The 17,392-nt window shown below is 55.4% G+C and carries 16 protein-coding genes and 1 pseudogene; 13 read left to right on the top strand and 4 right to left on the bottom strand.

All coding sequences use genetic code 11. The annotated features are described in order from the left end of the window. The first annotated feature begins 174 nt into the window (after positions 1 to 174). Entirely contained in the window at positions 175 to 2,703 is a 2,529-nt protein-coding gene (locus tag BLU18_RS12560) for a hypothetical protein (RefSeq protein WP_143025268.1), read from the top strand. 297 nt (positions 2,704 to 3,000) lie between these two features. On the opposite strand, the gene BLU18_RS12555 is transcribed toward BLU18_RS12560, so the two are convergent. Next, complete coding sequence (locus BLU18_RS12555; RefSeq protein WP_143025267.1) at positions 3,001 to 7,038, bottom strand: winged helix-turn-helix domain-containing protein; 4,038 nt, start codon at positions 7,036 to 7,038, stop codon at positions 3,001 to 3,003. A gap of 196 nt (positions 7,039 to 7,234) precedes the next feature. Here BLU18_RS12555 and BLU18_RS15275 point away from each other — a divergent pair. The 3 genes and pseudogenes from BLU18_RS15275 to BLU18_RS12545 all read left to right on the top strand — a co-directional run. Next, a pseudogene (locus tag BLU18_RS15275) lies at positions 7,235 to 7,360 on the top strand (transcription initiation factor IIB family protein); the annotation flags it as partial. 195 nt (positions 7,361 to 7,555) lie between these two features. Further along, the gene (locus BLU18_RS12550; RefSeq protein ID WP_394327341.1) at positions 7,556 to 8,155 is read left to right on the top strand and encodes a transcription initiation factor IIB; all 600 of its coding nucleotides are present in this window, start codon (positions 7,556 to 7,558) and stop codon (positions 8,153 to 8,155) included. Between the two features lie 260 nt (positions 8,156 to 8,415). After that, a complete protein-coding gene (locus BLU18_RS12545) occupies positions 8,416 to 9,285 on the top strand; it encodes a biosurfactant protein 1 (protein WP_092635420.1) in 870 nt (289 codons plus the stop codon). 250 nt (positions 9,286 to 9,535) lie between these two features. On the opposite strand, the gene BLU18_RS12540 is transcribed toward BLU18_RS12545, so the two are convergent. Continuing rightward, complete coding sequence (locus BLU18_RS12540) at positions 9,536 to 10,024, bottom strand: hypothetical protein (protein WP_092635418.1); 489 nt, start codon at positions 10,022 to 10,024, stop codon at positions 9,536 to 9,538. Between the two features lie 17 nt (positions 10,025 to 10,041). Beyond that, the gene (locus BLU18_RS12535) at positions 10,042 to 10,593 is read right to left on the bottom strand and encodes a DUF7342 family protein (protein ID WP_092635506.1); all 552 of its coding nucleotides are present in this window, start codon (positions 10,591 to 10,593) and stop codon (positions 10,042 to 10,044) included. Positions 10,594 to 10,930: 337 nt separating this feature from the next. On the opposite strand from BLU18_RS12535, the gene BLU18_RS12530 reads away from it, so the two are divergent. The 9 genes from BLU18_RS12530 (at position 10,931) to BLU18_RS12490 (ending at position 15,927) form a co-directional block, all read left to right on the top strand. After that, positions 10,931 to 11,119 (top strand): DUF8012 family protein, encoded by a 189-nt coding sequence (locus tag BLU18_RS12530; protein ID WP_092635416.1) that lies wholly within the window; start codon positions 10,931 to 10,933, stop codon positions 11,117 to 11,119. 86 nt (positions 11,120 to 11,205) lie between these two features. Next, a complete protein-coding gene (locus tag BLU18_RS12525; protein ID WP_092635414.1) occupies positions 11,206 to 11,586 on the top strand; it encodes a hypothetical protein in 381 nt (126 codons plus the stop codon). Positions 11,587 to 11,655: 69 nt separating this feature from the next. Then, a complete protein-coding gene (locus BLU18_RS12520) occupies positions 11,656 to 12,318 on the top strand; it encodes a DUF6735 family protein (RefSeq protein ID WP_092635413.1) in 663 nt (220 codons plus the stop codon). 74 nt (positions 12,319 to 12,392) lie between these two features. Beyond that, on the top strand, positions 12,393 to 12,815 hold the full coding sequence (locus BLU18_RS12515) for a DUF8025 family protein (protein WP_092635411.1): 423 nt from the start codon (positions 12,393 to 12,395) through the stop codon (positions 12,813 to 12,815). Positions 12,816 to 12,924: 109 nt separating this feature from the next. Further along, the gene (locus BLU18_RS12510) at positions 12,925 to 13,425 is read left to right on the top strand and encodes a DUF7995 family protein (protein WP_092635410.1); all 501 of its coding nucleotides are present in this window, start codon (positions 12,925 to 12,927) and stop codon (positions 13,423 to 13,425) included. 6 nt (positions 13,426 to 13,431) lie between these two features. Next, positions 13,432 to 13,797, top strand: coding sequence for a DUF7568 family protein (locus tag BLU18_RS12505; protein WP_092635408.1), 366 nt, complete (start codon positions 13,432 to 13,434; stop codon positions 13,795 to 13,797). Positions 13,798 to 13,869: 72 nt separating this feature from the next. Then, positions 13,870 to 14,265: a DUF7567 family protein gene (locus BLU18_RS12500; protein WP_092635406.1), complete on the top strand. Its 396-nt coding sequence runs from the start codon at positions 13,870 to 13,872 to the stop codon at positions 14,263 to 14,265. Positions 14,266 to 14,347: 82 nt separating this feature from the next. Then, positions 14,348 to 14,932 (top strand): hypothetical protein, encoded by a 585-nt coding sequence (locus BLU18_RS12495; protein WP_092635404.1) that lies wholly within the window; start codon positions 14,348 to 14,350, stop codon positions 14,930 to 14,932. A gap of 44 nt (positions 14,933 to 14,976) precedes the next feature. Beyond that, entirely contained in the window at positions 14,977 to 15,927 is a 951-nt protein-coding gene (locus BLU18_RS12490; protein ID WP_092635402.1) for a MarR family winged helix-turn-helix transcriptional regulator, read from the top strand. A 36-nt stretch (positions 15,928 to 15,963) separates the two neighbouring features. Here the strand turns inward: BLU18_RS12490 and BLU18_RS12485 are convergent, their stop codons facing one another. Further along, positions 15,964 to 17,328: a restriction endonuclease gene (locus BLU18_RS12485; protein ID WP_092635400.1), complete on the bottom strand. Its 1,365-nt coding sequence runs from the start codon at positions 17,326 to 17,328 to the stop codon at positions 15,964 to 15,966. Positions 17,329 to 17,392: the final 64 nt, after the last annotated feature.

Below are 17,392 nucleotides of genomic sequence, written 5' to 3'. Positions count from 1 at the left end.
GAATCTTAGGGGTCGGTGTAAGACCAGAGTGAGTTGTCTGGCCTTGCGAGGTGCAGCCGCACAAACCCCCGAAGTATCCAGGAGACATTAAGTGATTAACCGCCCCTTGGAACCTGAGGTGGACTGTTCGAGTGGGGGGTCAATATTAAGTAACTCTGACGGTACGATGGTTGTATGTCTGGTAATGTTGGCGACATTATCTCGCAAACTACCGAACTCGTCCCTCTCGAATATTCTGTCTATCAAGATAATTGGAGTGGCACATATCGAGGTCAATTCAGTGATATATTGGATAGTACAACGTCAGATTTTCTTGACCTAACATTGGAATTTGCGGGTATTGACGCATCGGAGGGGAGTATTTTCGAGAAACTTCTCAGGCAGTCCGAAGAAACAGTTTTTGTATTCTCTCTATACAAATTCCTTGACGACAAACGACTATCTATTCGAGACCTCGCGTCAAAGAGAGAACACTCTGTTCGTCAAGGAGAGGAAATCGAGTATGTCTTGGAACAGCTACTCGATGGTGATGAGAATCTCGTATATCATATATTCCTGTACAATGAGTGGCTCGACAGTTCTGATAAAATCAAATATCGAGTTCAAAATCAACTCCCTGACGATTACAGATCCCGATTTGAGGAAAATAGCAGAGGTATCCAAATGACTCTTTCTCGAAAAACTCGTGCCAGGAACTTCAGATATAACAGCCGGAATAGAATGGAGTTTGAGGACTCTACCATCTTTAGTATCGATCGACAGGCTTCTGACACAGAAGCCCGCGATATGGCGAGCGGATCACAACGGAGACGGGACGTGAAAACAGTATTTCTTGAGGTGAATCATAACGAGGATACGATTAGAATTGATACTTCAAGTTCTGCGATTAGAGAGACGCTCAAAACCAAGATTGAAGAAGTATTTTCAATATTGACAGTTGAGGCAGACTGGATCGAGGATGATGACGAGTTAACGGCGTCACGGTTTGCCGATGAATTCACAAAGACCGATATTGAAGATGATGACAACTCAATTCTCTCGGCTCAGCTCCGGCAAACAAATACCCAACCATCCATTCCAATTGCTCTCTCCAAGCAATCGGAGGAACGCGATATCCGACCAGTTCTCGCCAAGTTCTCAGATGAGATTGCAGATATCAATCTCCAAAATATACGGAAATTCTGGTTTAGCCATCTCGGAACCAACGCCCGCGTGAAGATTGAAGAGAATATTGAGAATAATTTCTTAAGACTCAACGCTGATATCAAGACACGATCAGAGACTCGTCAAGACCAAGTCTCTGAGACTTTTCACGAGGATTTCGGTATTCCACTGAACGAGAAAATCCCCCTTCACCTTGTGGCGAAAACCCGAGAGCGTTTGATTTCGCAGATGCTCAAAGGTGTCTCCGCTTATGAAGCCCGATACATCCGAGATGACGATCTGGTTAAGACGCTCACCGATGATTTGGGTGTTCTGGACAAGGATGACGTGGAACATAAACAATGTGAAGGCTGTGGGAATATCTATCTCAGAGACTATGATATGTGCCAAAAATGCGGAGGGAATCTTGAAGTCTTCTACAACTCATTCGAGCTTGAGCTGAGTAAATCCGGTACCCGTCGGTATTTCGAGAAATTAGTCAAAGACGAGGGTCTCACCTACTACGGACAGAAGAGAGAAGGTATCTACGGGCGCGAATTCGAATTCTACCAGATTGGAGATAAGGGCGAGATCATCCGTGTCCTCCTAAACGTAGAAGGGGGTAACCTGACACCGGGAAGTGCGAAGTACCTCCGAAAGAGTATCCATCCAGTTCTTGTTCTTAATCCGGGTACAGTAATAGACGAGAATTTGATCGAAGAAATCACGTCCGAAGTTATTGATCTGGGTGACCTTATCGAAAAAGACATAGATGACGAACTACCGGATAACTATATTTCTAAGCGTCTCCACAGTGTTGCAAGAACGACTGAAAAGAGGATTTCTGATAACGCCCATGATGCGTTCAAACAGCTCGGGAAGTTAGTAACCGAGCCTGAAGATTACAGTGGTGGTGAGTTTGAGCAGGACGCTTTCCACATTATCAAACAGGCTATAGTAAGCACGGAGCAGTGGGGAGAAAAGAGACGGGGGAACCAACCAGATGGCTTCGGAGAACTATTCTTCTATCGAAATGACAACGAATACTTTCGTTCGTTCGCCTACGACGGGAAATTCACTACGAAGGATGAGATCAATATGTCTTCAAAAGAAGCTGAAATGCTTCGGACGTATGCGCTTAAAATCTACAAGAGTGATGAAGTCAAGAGTTCGGACTCAAAGTTCCAGAATTTTATCGTCATCACGAACGCAAGGCCGGGGAACTTCGGTTCAGTTGGTGCGAAGAAGCTCAATGGAATGAGGAAATGGAATGGTATCCCCGTGTTAATGCACTCTGATTTCCTGCTTGGACTCTACATCGGCTACAACGAAAATATGGAACTAATCAAGGACAACATCCATGACTTCTATGAACAGCTCTATTTGACCCTCAACGACGGGAAATTATACCATCAGAATATTGATAGAGAATACTATGTCCACTTGACCAGAGAAGATGCCAAGGTTTTCTTTGAGAACTTTAGAAATGAGGCTTCCGTTAGTGGCTTAGATATTACTGAGCTTCGAGAATTTTTAGAGAAAGATATCCTCCCCGTATAGTCTTACTCTGTGCTTTAGGTCACGTTGCCAGTTGGGTATCGTTTGACAAGCGAGGTAATTACGGAACAAGAAAACCGGCAAACTCGGTACTATTTTCATCACTTCGGAGACCAGATTGGGGCCCCCCTTGGTCAAACAAACCACTGTGGAATCAATTCGACAGTACAAGGATATTGAACGTCACTAGCTTGTCGACCACAGAACCGGTGATCTCCTCACGGCAGGGGTAGAGAGTATCCGCAAATCCCTACTAAACCCGATCAGGATCCTTTTCGCCCAAGTTGAGTCAGACTGTAACTACGGAGTTAGGTGTTGTTCCAAAAACTCTCTATCCATTTGGTTGTTTTCTGCTGCGAACTGATCCGCTATATCTAATGCTGTTTGAAGTGGATCACTTCCTGCTGCTTCAGCACTTTCGTACAATTGAGACCGGTTCTCTTCTTCGCTATTGCGTGCTATAGCTGACCAGTCTTCGCAGGGGACAGCTTCTACTAATTCGTCATAGAGATTAATTGCAACCACTGGATAGGATGTAGACTGTTCAGCGAGCCACTCTTCAATACGTCGCCAATGGTGATTTTGGTGGGCGACGAAGGGAAGAGATCGGCCAATGAGTATATTCTCCTCTTCTAGTGTCGTTTTAGTCGAATTCCTTACGCAATCAAGGAACTGATAGACTTCTGCACCATTCGCCTCATCGTCGGGATCAAGAGTATCTAACCGCCATGACCAAAGTTCTCGAATCTTCTTCCACTGTTCTTCAACATTGTCATTTCCCATTGACGAAGACATTGTTGATGCTAATTCCTTTGCTCCATCGCGATCTACTACGTCGTAGAACTGTCGCATGAGACTGTCCTCATCGGCGATGTCTTCATCTTCGAACAGATAGATGGAAACGACGTGTGCGGTTGTCGAGCGTATTGCGATTTGATACGCCTGATCCTCGTCTGTATCTAGGAGGTTGAGTGCGTGTCGGTAGTATGGGCGGAAAGAGTCATCATCCCAGTATCGATTACTTGCTGTGTAGGAGTTCCACGCGGCAATAAACCGTTGTCGACCATCCAGGTCAGTGTCGCGTGGGAAAATATCTGTAAGATGCTCTTCAATCAAATCTGGATCAAGAGAATATAGACGTCCAAATCGTCGCCCAATCACGGATCGAACCGCAAGTGAGGGATCCTCACGGATGCGGTCGCGGATTGGGTCGAAGATATCCTGGGAAAGGGCGTCCTCGGTGTGGCCATCCTGCCAACTAAGGTAAGTGATGTATGCGTTCACAGCCATTGGTCGAACACTGTTGATCGCTACTTGAACTGGGTCACCATATCCAGCCATCCCCTCCGAAGGCTGGTCTCTATCGGCATCTGGGTCCGAGTCAGTTAGTAAGGTTCGTAGAATCGATTCAACGGCTGACTCAGTACCGGCTGGGAATTCAATTGCATCCGCTGCAATCCCTTTGTTTATCAGCTTGGCCAAGTTTGTTCGAACCTGACCACTCCATGAGGTCGGCGATGCGGTAATCACTTGGCCGAGTTCAATGATAGACTCCCAGGGAAAGGTTTCTCCATCGTCAACGAGCTCGCTGAAGGCCCGAAATGCGGCTTCAGCATATCGTGGGTTCGCGTCTTCCAACACCGAGATTTCACGCGCATACCGCTGCGGATCCTCCATAATCAGCTCTCGAAGCTGGCGAGAGAACCCTAGATAATTCTGTTCCTCGAGTTGATCGTCTTCCAGGGTATCCCAAAGGTCAGATTCTGGCGGTTCCCATTCAACCGCGGTCGTCAATACTTCCTCGGCAGACTGTTCACGGAGTTCCTCGGTTTCGACGGGGCCTCGTTCGCGAACCATCCCTCCACTCACCGTTGGCTGAGGGGTTCGCGACGGTAGTTGATCCGGCTCACCATATTTTTCTACCAATTCATCAAGCTGATCAGAATACTCTCCCTTCAAATGCTCGCGGATCATATACAACCTGTCTCGCCGCCATGTCTCGCGAATCCGTTGTTCGAAGTAGCTTGCTGATTCTTCACCTCGTTCAGCCATCCGTGCCGCTTGATCCTCTACTGAATCGGTATATGGCCCATCTTCAATAATCTCACACACTTGGGCTTGAGCAGCGTCATCCAAGTATTCGAAACCTGAACTGAGGACCAGATAAAATTCGTACTGTGATTGGTGCTCGCGATAATTCTCCGACGTCGTCAGTTCATTTTGAATGGTTTCCTCAAAGGAGTCCGGGTGCTCGCTGAGGACATAGAAGCCAACACGTCGAAGAAGGGTAGGTCGAGACAGAAGTTGCTCAACCAATTCGTTTTGCTCGTTTCCTGATGTATTCTCAGCCACCCAGTCAGTAACCGCCCGTATAAAATATTCCAGAAGAATCTCTTCGAGGCTACCTCTATTGTCCTCGACATACTGTAAATCAGCGAAAGAGGTACGTGCCGCAACCAGTCTTGCTCTGTCAGCGTATTGATCGAGAGCCGCGGTGAGTTTCGAGGCGAACACCCTAATCAGTTTTTCACCTCGCTCGCTGATTAAGGCGTCAAAGTTCTCGTCAAGCATTGTTGTGAGATTGTAGCGTACCATCCCCTGGTCAATGTCTAACTGGTCCCCATCTCGGGGTTCCAGGACGGCTTCGAGTATTTCAAGTGGAACATCGTATTCGCCGTTTTCAGCCAGATATGAGGCTAGTCGCAGTGTGTGGCTGGCAAGGTATCCGTATGCTTCGTCGTCTTGGATCCAGATCGCTGCTTGTTGCCCGATTAGAGCGGCATCATTGATGGGGAGGTCGCGGCCAATGGAGATAAGGAATCGGAGTGTTCGGTTATCTTCGGTGTCGATTTCTTCAGCCACGCGTCGAATAAACGTTGGTTGTGTCTCTGTGGTCCGTCCTAGATAACTAATGAGATTACTATCTGGGTTGGTGAATGCTCCGTCCTGAAACAGTAACTCGGCCCAGGAGTGATCCAAGTCGGTATCGTAGAAATCATTCGCCATTGAACAGCTTGCATCAACGCTGTCGAGAACCGACTCAACGATCTCGTCCGGGAGTGCAGTTGCATCTCGTTTTTTGAACTCCCTAATAAGCAATGACAGGGGATAGAATCGGAGGCCATCATCAGCTACGGTCTCTTCGATAAGTTGCGCGATGAGATGTGATTCTTCATTGATAACGTGGTCTGAGAGATGGGTTGACCACGATGTGACGTAATCGATTTCGGTCTCGAAAGTCCGATCCTCATCGACAAGTTGGATTAATTTCTCAGCGTAATAGATACATGCGCCTCTGCGGGCGATCTCAATGTGGTCGGAGCGCTCTTGCAAGAATTCGCGGAAGACATCATGGATTTTGAACGTTTGGAGGCCGTCAGCATTCCGACCGATTGTCTGTACGACGGTACGGGTACTTAGGGAATCAAGGATGTCTCCGACGGTGATGCGGTCAAATCCATATTCCTCTGAAACAACCTGTGTGCAGAGTTCCTCATTGAGCTCATCTAACGGTGCTGTTGCCAAGAGAAGGCGGCGTTCATCAGGCTCTAAGAAGCCAAAATACCGTTGTTCGATCTCTTGTTGTACTTCTCGTTCTGGGATGTCGGGAAGCTCTTGGTCAACGTCCGACTCGGCCAACAACCCGATGTACAATGGGTGGCCGCCTAACTGGTCATGAATCGTACGTGCCCGTTCGGCAGAAATCTCTGGGAAAACATCTTGAAGAAAGGTTACGGTCTGTTCTTCGGCAAACATCGAGAGCGATACAGCTGTCTCAAGGTCATCCCATACAAGTCGACCGGCCGTGATGAGAACCACCTCTGATGGAAGGGTATCATCAGCTTCTTGAATCGCATCTCGAATCGCACGTTCGTCATCACTCAGTTCATGTACGTCGTCAATGCAGATGAGCAGACGCTGATCCTCGGGGAATAATTCGCTGAGGCCCAGTAGGGAATCCCGATACCCAAACTGTGCTCGTGATGCTTCGGCTTCCACGCTTTCGAATGAGACACCGGCTCCACCAACTGGTGAACTGACACTGAGTCCGGCAAACTGTCGTCCCTCCTCTTTCTTGTCTTCAGGGAGAGCCGCAAAGAGTGCGTGGCAGACCTCACGAAATAGATCATTGAGACTATGGTTTGCCCGTATATTTCGCTTATTTACATCAAGATCGGCTATACCATCGGTTATTACCCGTTCAAGAATTGTTGTTTTCCCAACGCCTGGCTCACCAAAGATATGAATCGGACTCTCCCTCTCTTGGATATATTGGACTATGATTTCCTCCTCCGGCCGAGATATAGAATCTGCAAGAAAAACACTGTCCTCTGTCATTACACAAGGGTTCTCAAAGCACCCTTTTCAATATTTATCCCGGACCATCACCCTACATAACATATTCATTCTCATTAACTTCGCACAGTTTAGAACCACTCACCTATTGTGAATATCGGGATATGAGTGGTTTCTCTTCGCCGCTTAATAGGTGAGGGCTCGCTGTACTGGCGAGTTCCTGACCTTGGTGAGAACGATGGCAACGAGAGACATCTATGAAACTGGTTTCGACGAAGACGTCCAAACGGAGTCGAGCGCAAACCGATGTCCCGAGTGCGACGGACACGTCACTACCAACGTCAAGGAAACGGTCTGCGAGGACTGTGGGCTCGTTATCGATGAACAACGTATCGATCACGGGCCAGAGTGGCGATCGTACGATGAGGACAAATGCGAGCGAACAGGCGCACCCCTGACTGCGGCCCGTCACGATCGAGGCCTCTCGACCGAGATCGGCCACGGAACCGATGCACACGGGAACGTACTCTCTGGGCAGAAACGCCGGCGGCTGGCCCGGATGCGACGTGAGCAGACCCGTGGCCGGTGGCGGTCCAAAGCGGAACGGAATCTCGCACACGGGTTGGGCGAGGTACGCCGGCTGGCGAGTACGCTCGAACTCTCCGAGTCGATTCGTGACCAAGCCTGTCAGCTCTTCCGGAGCGCTCAGAGCGAGGATCTGCTTCGTGGCAGATCCATCGAAGCCATCGGTGCAGCGAGCATCTACGGTACCTGCCGATGTAACCAACACCCGCTCCTCCTCGAGGATGTCGTCGACGCCGCCAGAGTCGAGTCCACTCGTGTCACCAACGCCTACCGAACACTGAATCGCGAATTAGAGCTCCCAGCACCACCAATGCGCCCGACGTCGTTCGTTCCGCGGCTGATCTCGGCGCTGGAGTTAGACCACGACATTCGCCGACACGCGAACGAACTCGCAGAACGCGCCGAGGGAACAGCCCTCACGAACGGCTGTCAGCCATCGGGCGTCGCGGCCGCTTGCGTCTATCTGGCTGCCCAAGAGCAGGGCGCGTTGATTACCCAATCCACCGTCGCGTCGGCAGCAGAGGTGTCAGTCGTGACGCTCCGAAGCCGGCGAGACGAACTCCAAGCGATGTGAGACGCATCCGGTGGAGGAGTACCTACATACCGGCAGAGAGTCTACCAGGGGGTATGGATCTGGAAGAGACTGTCGAGTATCTGTCGACAGAACTTGATATCGAGCGGAGTGAGCACGTTCGCGAGGTCGGTCGAGCGGTCGCTGAGCTCCGTGACTGACTCCGTCTCGGCCCGGATTTATTTCGTCGGCGCCGAATCCGTCCCCGCATTTCCTCACCCCTGAGTTTAAATACCAAACCGGGGGAAACGCGGAGCGAATCGATGACTGACCATAACTCAGACCGAGAGGCGTTCCAACCTGTCGGGGAGGGCGCTCTGGTGCCGGACCCAGCGCTGGATCAGCCAGCAGACAGCCAGCCCACCCGCCAGCGTGAGGCCTCGCATTCGGGTGGGTATCCGGATGGAACTACCGACACGGACCGAGCCTGTATCTCCTGTGGCGCATCGATCCCGGCGTCGCAACGAAAATGCCGGTTCTGTCTCGAACACGAACTCGACGCCGCGTCAGCGTCGGGTGCTGCGAGTTCCGAGCAAACACTCCGTGGTGTGATCCAGTTCCTCGTCAAGTCGTCGACGTTCTACGGCGCCGTGGCAAAGGGAGCAGCTGCAGCGAAACTCCTCACGTCAGGTCACGACGAGCCGATCGACGACTGTACGCTCATCTACGATCTCGACGACGAGCCCGCACCCCAGCTAACCGAGCGCTGGCCTACGCTCCCCGCTGCTACTGAGGTGACCTCAGCGGCTGGCGACGCGTTACTAACAGCGGCCCGTGAGCGGACAGCGTGGGACGAGAGGAGCGATCGTTCTCAGACGGAGATTCCACGCGTCTATGACGAGCGTGGCCAGGGAATTCGCGATGAGTCGTCCCTCGAGCACACGCTCGACGACAGCGATCAGCTGTGGATCGTCCCAGCAATCGCTGTGGAAAGAGTACCCCGCGAAACGGAATCCACCAGTACCGGAGCCGAAATCCCGACCGTAACAGCCCTCGAGTGCCATCACTGTACGAAAGAAACAGAACATCGGTTCAGGACACGCGAGTCGCTCCCTGACGAGACCTGGACGGGCCAACCAATCTGGGAGTGCCAAGTGTGTGGCACAGGTCGCTACGGGCCTGCTCCCGAATAGGGCAGTAGGAATCTCACCGGTTAACCAACAGTCTCCGATAGAGATGGCTTCTGTTGGTTAACACGGTGAGTACCCGCAAGTCCGAGGTCAGTCACGGCGGGCGTTCATTCGACAGGTTCGCAGCGGCCTGTCTCTACAAAGCGGGGCGGGAACAGGGGGAGTAGGTAACGCACCGTGACATCGCCAAGTCCGGAAACGTCACGCCGACCATGGCCTGGACGCATCACCAGAGGTTCGATGAACTCGCTGTCTAGACGGGCCAGGTAGGGAGCGAGGGTGCTCCATTCTTCCAGTGAATCGCAGCTAGCGCGGGCGGGAACTGCTGGAGTCGGTCATCGAGGACGGCGAGTGGATGCGCATCGAGAAACGTCGCGCTATGCCGGTTGACAGACGTGTCTTCGTGATTGAGTTGGATGTGACAGGGCCCAAGGTCCGGATGGTCGGCGTCCTGGTGGAAGCCGAGCATCAGATTTCGGTCCGGTTCGATCCAGTTGATGCGGTAGTATTCGTGGTCGACGCCAGCGGGGTACCAGAAACGAATCTCCAGTCGTGCTGTCGCCGCGTCGTACGAGTTACTCAGGAACGTCGTCGGATCGACATCCGCGATGACGTACCGGGGTCGGCGTCGAGACGGGCGATAGCGGACCTCTTCACACCCTGGCTGGTTCGTCAATCGGTCGTGAACGTCGCGGAGGAGGGTCCGCTGTGTATAGCGGTCGCGACCGGCAAGAAAGATCATTCTGTGAGAGAGGAGGATTAGCTCGTGGCGCGGTCAGCCACGTCGGTCAGCTGCTCGCGGGCGGCTTCGACGTCGGAGTAGAGTTCCAGTGCGTGCTTGATGAGGCGACGATCCTCCTCGTTCTCACGCCAGAACGCGATGACATCGCGGCGCTCGCGGAGCTCGGCACTTGCGAGATCGCCGTCGGCGAGCGACTGTTCAAGTTCCTCCCACGTCTCGACGTCGTAGGTTGCCTGCCACTCCTCGATCTCCTCGGTTATCGCAGCCAATTCGCTCCGCAGCTCCTCGCGGGTGTTTTCCTCGATGAGCGTGCGGATCTCCTCGAAGAGCAGTCGCGTGTAGTCTGGCTGGTAGCGCGTGGTCTCGCCAGCCTCAACGCGACGCAACTGGCCCTGGTCGACGAGATCCTGAAGTTCCTCGTTGGTCGTGCTCCAGGCAGCGTCGGCCTGCTCGCTGATCCAGTTAACTGAGCGGGGTTCCCGAAGTGACTCGGCGACCGCCCGAATGCGGTCGCGGGCGCTCATCGACTCAGTCCACGATTGGACCCCATCTCGCGAGGATTCGGTCATGGTTGGCACCTCTTGGGACAGTGTTCGCGCCCTGCTCCCATATATGTTTGTACAGTCTCGCATAATCAAGAGAACGATGCGAGCGAAGGCGTCCGGACGTTGAAATGCGATACCGACAGAAGTTGTGAGCCAACCGATGTACGACCGATATTCTGACTTTGAGGAACTACGGCCGACCGGCGAGGCATCCCACATCCCGGACAGTAGGCTGGACGACGGGTGTGAGAGTGACCTCCTAGCGGCAACGCGTCGCGATGAGCACTAGTGGCGACGCTGATGCGCCGATGACAGTCACGTGGAGTGTCTATCCGCGCCGGCGAGTGGTGAGGCGCTACCGATGAATCAGCAAGTCGAACAGGGCTACCGGATGCATCGTGTACTCAGCAATCTCAGCCGCCTCGACGTCGAGCGGTTGGACGACGCGGATCGAGAGCGAGTCGAGACTGCAAGAGACCTCCTGGAAGAAGTGAGCCTACTCACGCAACCAGAGGACGGGAGCGGACCAGACGCCCCAACAGACGACTGATCGTCATCGCCGTCGACGCCAGGGGCACTTCCAGTGTCGGTTTGTCACCCCCCAAGAGGGGTGCGGGGCTTCCCGCGAGCCCAGAGATGGCGACACTACAAGCTGCGACGACGTCAACCGGCGCAATCGTATCGGATCCACAGGCAGTTCGCGAACTCTGTGAGAGCTACTGCTTCGGAACGCTCAGCTGGGAGGTCACCGACGAAGGCGAACTCACCATCTGGGGATTCGACGATTTCGAAGTGTACGAGACGCGCGAGAACGGCCTCCCGGACTACGAAGGCGGCATCGTGACCCACGAATTCTTGCGAGAACTCGCCGACCACCTCGAAGCTGACGAGGAACTCGACATCCAGACAGCGGGGTTTACGAAGTGCCGCTTCCCAGTGCTGGCGAAGCGGTACGTCGTTCGCGACGGCGAAGTTCTCTACGCGGACCTCAGTTCCCCCGAACCGATCGACGAGTAGCGTTGTTCATCCCCCGGGAGGGGTGCGGGACGATCCAGTCGTGGGTCGCCCTGCGAGGTGAGTGTTCAAATGGGTCACCGCGCACTTGTTGCGTACGAACGGACAGACGGACAGTACACGCTCCACTACTCTCATTGGGGTGCTGCGAACCTGAAGCTCAAGCACCGAATCTCGGCTGAGTCGCCGTTCGGTGGCGACAACACCGACTCAAAGTGGGCGAAACAGCTGCTGGCTGAACTGGCCGATGGCCTCGAGGCAGATGCCGTCGACGGCTACCTCACCGGCGAAGACCGGCCATCGACGGTCGTCGAGCCGAAGCCCCACGCCACCGACCTCACCCTCGAGGAGATCATCGCTGACCATCTCGACTACCTCCATCACGAGGCGTTCTACGTGGTGTCACCGACCTTCGAGGTGACCGCCTACCGGACGCTGTGGTTCGGCCTGCAGTACGATTCGGAGACAATCGACCACGGTGAGACGGTCGGGAACGGGGCGCTCGCGACCGTTCGGTGGCACGACGGCGATCCGGTCGGCGACGGCCATCTGAAGGGGCAGTTCCGGGCGCTGAAGGACGTCGTCGGCGATATGGTCGACAAGGGTGTGTTCACCCAGTCGACTGCTCGCCAGTACCTCAAGCAGAAACTCGGCGAGTGGGTCGGGAAGCGGCAGGAGTTGCGCATCCCGAGCGGTGAAACACCGTCTCAGGACGCGACACTTAGCCGCTCATAGGCCGATTTGCGTCGAAGCAGATGGTGTTTTTCTGGGGCAGAAAGGACTGAGCCCCACCGTGGGCTCGTGATTGGATGCCCGAGAAACCAGACGACAATCCATTCCACGATTGTGAGTTCGGTCCCGACGCAGTCCTCGGGACGCGCACCTTTCACGATGTCCTGTTCACCGACGACACGGAGACGCCCGTGAACGTGCTAACCGGTGAGACGCCCGCACATTCGCAGGCCACCGTCGAGGAAGCGAAGGCGTTCGCTGCGAGCATCGACACGGACACGCCGCAAATCGCACTCCCGGCCTCTGTCGAGACGCAGGTCGAAACCCAGAGCAAACCCTACACCTCAGCTGCGTTCTTCCACTTCAAGGCGACCGGGTCGCTCGAACTGCACCGTGCCTACCACGCCGCCTACCAATCGGATGCGTTCAGCGTCGACTTCGAGGCCGACTACGAGTCGGGCGACCTAACGATCACCGTCGAGCGGACACGCGACTCCTGAACGCGATCTCGCGAAGCGAGTTTTTTCGAACGCCGGCGAAGGGTGCCGGCGCACCGAGCAGACAAAGCGGAGCAGGTCCCGGTGAGTCGGCGCTCCAAGGTGAACAAAGATGCATATGGTCATCTACGCGTTGGTCGAGGCACCGACACAGCACGACGCCCTTGTCGAAGGGAAAGCAGTCTTCGACCGTCTCGTCGGGGCGAACCCCCACGGCTGCGCCGTGTTCGACTACTACTGCACCTTCGATGAAGAGGATACGACGGTCGCCGGGAAGGCTCGCTGGGGAGACCTACCGACGGCAGCACCCATCAATTCAGAGGAGGGCGGTGAACTGCTCGATCGAGCCTGGAACGCCACCAAGGAAGAGTTCCAGCGGAATCTCGACCGCGTGAAGGAGGCGCTCGACGAGCTCAGCGACGAGGCGATCATGCGCGACGAGGACCTCGCCCGACACGCGTTCCATCAGGTCGGGGCCTACGAGGGGCCATCAATCCCGATGTACGACCAGCACGCGATGGGGATTCGCCATCGCGATCAGCTCGATCGTGTCCTCGAGGAAGAGGAAGACAGCCAGACACTCTGGATTGTCCCCGCAGACGTCCACTTCTGACTGACAATGCCACGGATCACCAACTGGTCCCGGGAGAGTCGTACACCAACACTCGCGTATCGAAACACCGAGACTGGAGCGCGAGCCGTTCTACACCGGGCGCCGGATTCATACCGGTACAAGTGGCGCGGGGCGATCCTCGTCGACGGCTACCCGATCTGGTCGCGAGGCTTCGAGACGAAGGAGGCGACAACGTTCCGGAATGCGCTTCGGGAGCAGCCAGCGCCCGAACTGAACTGTCCGGAGTGTCCAAACGACGACGTCCTCGTCGGTGAGAAGACAGCTGATGGAGCGAAGGTACAGCGCTGGTACGACTGTCCGGACTGTGGGTACGAAGCCCCCTCGCGCATCGTCTACGGCCCTGAACGCTGAGAACGTACACACGCAGGGTGTTTTTCGGCCGGGGCGGAGAGAGTGACCCGGTCGAACCGGGTCGGTCCAACAATGAGTCTCGAAGTACTCGACCGACACAGCGAGGCACTGTTTGAGTTCCTCTGGTGCCCCGTCTGCGGGCAGGACGTGTTCACCCACATTCCCTTCGAGGGAGTGTTCTGCAAGAACTGTAACACGCAGGTCGTCCTCCGAGAGTCCCGAGAAAACCGTGGCTACGAGGAGGCTGTGCTCGCGTGCTTCGACACCGACTCGACGTGGAACCTTCACGTCGACGAGAAGCTCCGTCGCGACCTGCCTGACGGCTCGGCACGGGCAAAAATCCTCGGTGCACCGGGTGCCTATGAGATCGACTGGTGGAGTCCAGCACCTGGGGAGGATTGGGAGCCGGTCGAGCGTGGTGAATTCGACGACGTGGAGGAACCAGACGAGGTGTCACATCTCGCTTAGCGGATTGCAATCCCGCTACGACTGTGTGGTGTTGTTTCAGCGCCGGCGATGGGTGCCGGCGCACACGCGCCGGCGAGTACCGATGTCGACACGGAGCCAACTCCGATTCGTCCAACGAGTCGAACAGACCGGTGAGACAGATGGCAGCGCCGACCGCGTCGCGCAGGTGTACCGGCATTCGGACGGGTACCCCGGGAGCGTCCTCCGGGATCTCGCACAACTGAAAGAGCTTCTCGATGCGACCCGCGCAGAGCGTGGCCCGGGCTACACGGCGGCGACCTTCGTGTTCCTCGACAAGCTCTCGACGGTCGACCTCTACCTGGATGGCGACCCAGAGCGAACGATCGACGCGGCTCAGCCAGCGGATCTCCTTGAGCCGTCCAATATGGAGCATCTCGACCAGCCGCTGTTCCTGCTGGGCCACGGCGTCGAGAATCCGGCCGACGGCATCCATGGCGACGAGGAGTACCTCTACGTCGTCGAACTCCCGACGGAGAACCCGTTCGACGATCCGACCGAGTGGACCGTCAAAGTGAGCGGTCACTCCGCGTTCCCCCGCTGGGACGGCCCGACTGACGAGGCCTTCGAGCAGGCGAGCTGGCAATTCCACGGGTCGCTCGAGGACGCGCTCGCAGAACTGGTCCGGGACGAAGCAGTCGTCAAGTAAAATCCCAAATCGTATTTATATAGTTAGGGTTTAGAAAGACCCAGATGATTTCGAAGGCCGGACTCGCCGTGCTTGACACGCTGAGTACCGGCCGTAAAGCAACACCGGAGGAACTGGCGGCTGAAACCGGATATTCACGAGACCATCTGTACGACGTACTCGACGAATTGCTCGCAGCGGGATTACTCACAGAAACGCGTGGGTCCAGCAATCAGCGTCGTGTCCGCATCGCGGAACATCCAGTTACCGAAGCGTATCGAACGCTGCTGTCGGAGTTCAGCCACGTGGACTGGACGGAACTGCTCTCCCCAGCCACACTCCGCGTGTGTTGGTATCTCGATAGACCACGACACATCGCTGATATCGCAGACCGACTCGGAATCACCCGACAAGGTGTCCATAGCGCGTTATCGCCGCTCAAGCACCGAGCGTTACTCTCCCAATCCGATTCGAAGTACGCCCTCCGGGACGAGGTCTCGCCGCTGTTGGCGTTCGTCCGGGCTACTGTAGAACACGAACATCGAGCCCGAGTCCGGGAAATCGCTCCCAGTGCCACGATCGCGTGGTGCGATCCGAAGCGAGCACTCGTTCGCCTACAGACCGACGAGGATACGGACGCACTCCAAGCAGCTCCGGACTGGGAGATGACCGGACTGGGCCGGTTTGCAGCGTATGGTCTACAGTTTTTCCTCGCCGGCGAGCCTCCGTTCTGGTATGCTCCGGACGAGGAGCTAACGGCTGCTGAAGTCGTATGCCATACGCTCCTTCTGGATAGCGGATCCCGGCGCGTCAGCTATTCGATGCTACTGATCGAGGCGGAGAACATCGATCAGGAGACACTCGTCGAGACCGCAAGGTGGTACGACCTGGAATCCATTATGAAAGCGTTGTATCGGCCACTTCGGGGCGACTTCGACAGGACAGATGATCTGCCAGTCATCCTCCCAAAGAAGGACGAATATATGGCACTAAAAGAGCAGTACGGAGTCTCGTAACCCTAACCCCGCAGCCTGGCGGAAAATTGCGACTGGTTAGATGATGCCGCCGATCACGAGGAGTCCGACGACGAGCAGCAGCGTCGCAACCACGCTCCCGCCAGCCAGCAGCTTGTTCTCCATCGCCTTCTCGTGGATCGGCATCTCGGCGTACTCCTTTCGGAACGCGTCGAGATTCTCCTCGTCGTAGAAGTACTTCCTCTTCAGCGCGAACCGTTCGGTCACCGCACAGCCGGTACAGACCGGCTCCCCTTCGAGCCGTTCGGTCTTGATGTGGGTGTCGCAGGCGATCGCCCCGCAGTTCGGACAGTAGGTGTACGTCTCGTCGACGCCGCTCGTTTTGCAGTGGACGCAGCGATGAATCCCGTCCTCCAGAGTGACCCGTGAGGGGCCAGCAGCATAGTATTCGTACGGATACGAGTACTCCAGTATCTCTGTCGTCTGCCGAACCTCAGGTAGATACACCGGCTCAATCGATTGCACTGAGATGTCCGAGAGATTGGGCTCACACGTCTTGTTGTACGTGACGTTATTGTCGCCGGTGTAGGTCACCGTCGTCGTGTGGTAATCCTGGATGCGGTCAACAGCCCACTCCTTGTACTCCGTTTGGGTCTGGCCGAACCGTCGTTCGTCGACATCGTCGAATACCTCGGTAAGCTGCCCGGTATCGAGGGGAACCGTCGCGTGGAAATTCTCGGTGACCAGCGTCGCGACTTCGTCGTCGGCCACCTTCGGATGGCCGCGCTCAGCGTGGACAACGAACTGTGTACGGTCGTTGATCCGGTGGATGACACCGACTGAGGTCTCGAAGACAGCGTTCGTGTCGGCGGTGATCGCAACCACCGGTCGGAACGTCACTTGCGAGTGCGGCACCGGCAGATCCGCGGCCTCGATGTTCTCAATGTCGCGGAACGCCTCCTGGACAGGTGCGTCGACATCCGCCGCCGGGTCGTACGGTCGGAGCGTCTCGTCACAGAGGATCTCGATGCGCCCGTTGTAGAGATCGAGACCGATTTCGTCGGCGATCTCCCGGAGGTCCTCGCCATCGAGTAACTCGATTGGATGAGGGTCGTCGTTCTGCTGGAGGCGGTCGGCGTACTCCTGAGCAGGATTCGTGAACCGGCCAGTCGTGACGACCATTCCGCGTTTGGGGCCGTCGAAGTCGAACGTCGCGATCGCCGAGTGGAGCTTCTGGACAACCGGCCGGCCGACCGTCCCAGTGTGCTTACACTCGACGATGATCGCCCGTCGCGTCCCATCGACGACCTCCTCCATGATGACGTCGCGCCCCTCGTCGGCCGTCCGCTCGGCCTGACGGACGTTCTCGTAGCCGAGGTTCCGGAAGACGTCCTCCATCAAGTCCTCGAACTCGAATCCCGAGAGGTCGTCCAGTACAGCCATCCGAATGTAATTGGACAGTATCTTGCTATGACTATATACGTTGCCGACGGTGGCGACGAAGTCG

It is taken from the genome of Haloplanus vescus (assembly GCF_900107665.1).
GTDB lineage: Archaea > Halobacteriota > Halobacteria > Halobacteriales > Haloferacaceae > Haloplanus > Haloplanus vescus.
Note: the sequence above shows the minus strand (reverse complement) of the source record. Positions and strands in the feature narration are given on the sequence as shown.